This window comes from Chloroflexus sp. (assembly GCF_034435895.1).
Taxonomy (GTDB): domain Bacteria; phylum Chloroflexota; class Chloroflexia; order Chloroflexales; family Chloroflexaceae; genus Chloroflexus.
Window position 1 is genome coordinate 1 of the sequence record NZ_DAOTWH010000301.1, and the last position, 3148, is coordinate 3148.

Below are 3148 nucleotides of genomic sequence, written 5' to 3' on the forward strand. Positions count from 1 at the left end.
GAGCGTCGGCCAGCGTCGCCAGCGACAGGCCCCCCGTTCCCACCTGCGCCGGCGCAGCCGCATCGGGATCGAGACCGTGCTGGGTGGCCTGATCGAGCGGCAAGTTGAGGGTGGTCAAGCCGCGCGGCACATCAGCCTGCGCCGCCTGATTCGTTTCATCCGCCGTCGGGTACGGCAGCTCTTGCGCCACCTGCCAGCGTTCCAACACCGGCCCTAACACGCGCGTATCGCGCACGAATGGAGCGAAGCCGGGCAGCGAGCCAGTGTGCGGCAACTCGGCAATATCGGCAGCGTTATAGATCGGTTGCAGCAGAATTTGTTCGTAGGTCTTGGTAATCAGGCGCTTCTCAAACGGAACGCCCTTCAGCGTCTTCTCAGCCGCTGCCCGCCATTCCTCGTATGTCGCGGGCGCGAACATATCGAACAACGGAGCGCGCTGCGCCGTCTCCTGCGTCTCTGAAGGCATGGCCATACTCCTTGCCGGCAGCCCATACCTAACCCTCGATACCGTTAGTATACCAGCAAATCGAGGGTAAAACGGATACGATAGACCGGATCGTCATGAAGTGAAAGACTGGTTGCCTAACCACAGGGTATCTGATTGATGCTGCTTGTCAATAGCTCATCTTAGAGAAGCGAGTTACAGTTCAACAACCGGTCAAAATTGGGAAGGCTCGCTCTTGACAATCGCGCCAGCGCCGCGTATAGTGCGATGACGATAGTAAAACCATGTTTGAGCAGACATTCGTATTGAGATGGGAACAGTTCAATGGGCGAAAAAGTGGTGATCGTTGAGTCGCCGGCCAAAGCGCGGACGATTCAGAAATATTTGGGCAAAGGCTATAAAGTTACCTCCAGCATGGGCCATGTGCGCGATTTGCCCAAGAACGGGCTGGCGATCGATATCGAGCACGATTTTGCCCCTTCCTACGAAATCGTTAAGCCAAAGGTCGTCACCGAGCTGAGCCAAGCGGTGCGCAATGCCGATGCCATCTATCTGGCGACTGACCCCGACCGCGAGGGCGAGGCGATTGCGTGGCATATTACGCAAGCGGTCAAAACGCCAAAGAAGACACCGGTGTATCGGGTGGTCTTTCAAGAGATCACGCGCAACGCGGTGCAACAGGCGTTACAACAGCCACGCCAGATTGACCAAAATCTGGTTGATGCCCAACAGGCGCGGCGAGTGCTCGACCGGCTGGTCGGCTACCAACTGAGCCCGTTGTTGTGGGATAAAGTTAAGCGCGGGTTGAGCGCCGGGCGGGTGCAGTCGGTGGCGGTACGGCTGATCGTCGAGCGCGAGCGCGAGATCGAGCAGTTCCAGCCGCAGGAATATTGGACGATTGAAGCCGATCTGTTGAAAGAGGCCGGCATCGCGCCGCGTGATCTCTTCCGGGCCACGCTGATCGAGCGCGATGGCAAGAAGCTGGAGAAGTTTTCGATCGAGCGGCGCGAGCAGGCCGAGGCGATCGTGGCTGATCTGCAAGGCGCGACCTATACCGTGGCCAAAGTGACCCGGCGTGACAAGCGCCGGTCGCCGGCGCCGCCGTTTACCACCAGCACCTTGCAGCAAGAGGCGGCCCGCAAGTTGGGCTTTAGCGCCAAGAAGACCATGACGCTGGCCCAGCGCCTCTACGAGGGGGTGGATATTGGCGGCGAAGAGGGCACGGTTGGTCTGATCACCTATATGCGCACCGACAGCGTGCAGGTGGCGGCAGAAGCTCAAGCCGAGGCGCGCGAGGTGATCGGCAAGCGTTTCGGCAGTGACTATCTGCCCGACCAGCCGCCGGTCTACAAGACCAAGGCCAAAGGCGCGCAAGAGGCCCACGAGGCGATCCGGCCCACCAGCAGCGCCCGCACGCCTGAACAGTTGAGCGAACGGCTGGAGCGCGATCTGTGGCGGCTCTACGATCTGATCTGGAAGCGGTTGATCGCCTCGCAGATGGCCCCGGCCATCTTTGACAGCACCACCGTTGACATTGCCGCCCAACCGAGCGTGGCTGGCGCACCGCCCTACCTCTTCCGCGCCACCGGCTCGGTGCTCAAGTTCCCCGGCTTCCTCGCCGTCTACAACGTCAGCCTCGATGAAGGCGAAGAGGATGAAGACAGCGAGCGCCGCTTGCCGCCGCTGGCCGAGGGCGAGAACTTGCAGTTGGTTGAGCTGCTGCCGGTGCAGCACTTCACCGAACCGCCGCCTCGTTACACTGAGGCCAGTCTGGTGAAAGAGCTGGAACGGCTCGGCATTGGCCGGCCTAGCACCTACGCCAGCATCCTCTCGACCATCCAAGAGCGCGAATACGTCGAGATGGTGGATAAGAAGCTGATCCCGACCACGCTGGGGCGGGTCGTCACCGACTTGCTGGTCGAGCATTTCGGCAACATTGTCGATTATGATTTCACCTCGTCGCTCGAACAGCAGCTTGACGATATTGCCGAAGGTTCCAAAAAGTGGGTGCCGGTACTGCGCGAGTTTTATGGCCCCTTCCGCTCGACGCTCGAGACGGCGCAACGCCAGATGCGCAACGTCAAGCGCGAAGAGATTACGACCGATCTCGATTGCCCGAAGTGCGGCCAAGCCAAGCTGGTGATCAAGTTTGGCCGCAACGGCGAGTTTCTGGCCTGTTCGCGCTACAACCGGGAAGGCGAGAGTGATTCGTGCGATTTCACCAGCGATTTTCACCGTGACGAAAATGGCCAGATCATTCTCGACAAGGCCAGCGCGCCAGAGACGAGCGATGTCTTGTGCAATGTCTGCGGGCGGCCTATGGTGATCAAGAAGAGCCGTTTCGGCCCCTTCCTCGGCTGTTCGGGGTATCCCGAATGTACCAATACTCGCCGGATTGGCCGCGATGGCAAGCCAGTGCCGCTGCCGGAACCGACTGGGGTGCCGTGTCCGAAGTGCGGCGAGGGTGAGTTGCTGCGCCGGCGGGGCAAGTTTGGCCGCCCGTTCTACGGCTGCTCGCGCTACCCCAAGTGCGACTACATCACCAATTCGCTCGACGAGGCGCAGGCTGGGGTGGCGGTCGAAGCTGCGCTAGCGCCGCCTCCCGCTGCCGAGAAGCCGGCGGCGCCAGCCCGCAAATCTAGCGGTAAGACCCGCAAATCGGCGTAGGGGCGTAAGGGCAGGCAGTAAGGGCAGGTTTTAAAC

2 protein-coding genes are annotated in these 3148 nt (G+C 60.7%); one reads left to right on the plus strand and one right to left on the minus strand.

Features of this window, described 5'->3' with window-relative positions; translation table 11 throughout:
- Positions 1-466 (minus strand): methylmalonyl-CoA mutase family protein (locus U9R81_RS16860; RefSeq protein ID WP_322496586.1); only part of this gene is annotated, 466 nt, incomplete at its 3' end.
- Between the two features lie 303 nt (positions 467-769).
- On the opposite strand from U9R81_RS16860, the gene topA reads away from it, so the two are divergent.
- Positions 770-3112 (plus strand): type I DNA topoisomerase, encoded by a 2343-nt coding sequence (topA, locus tag U9R81_RS16865; protein WP_322496587.1) that lies wholly within the window; start codon positions 770-772, stop codon positions 3110-3112.
- Positions 3113-3148: the final 36 nt, after the last annotated feature.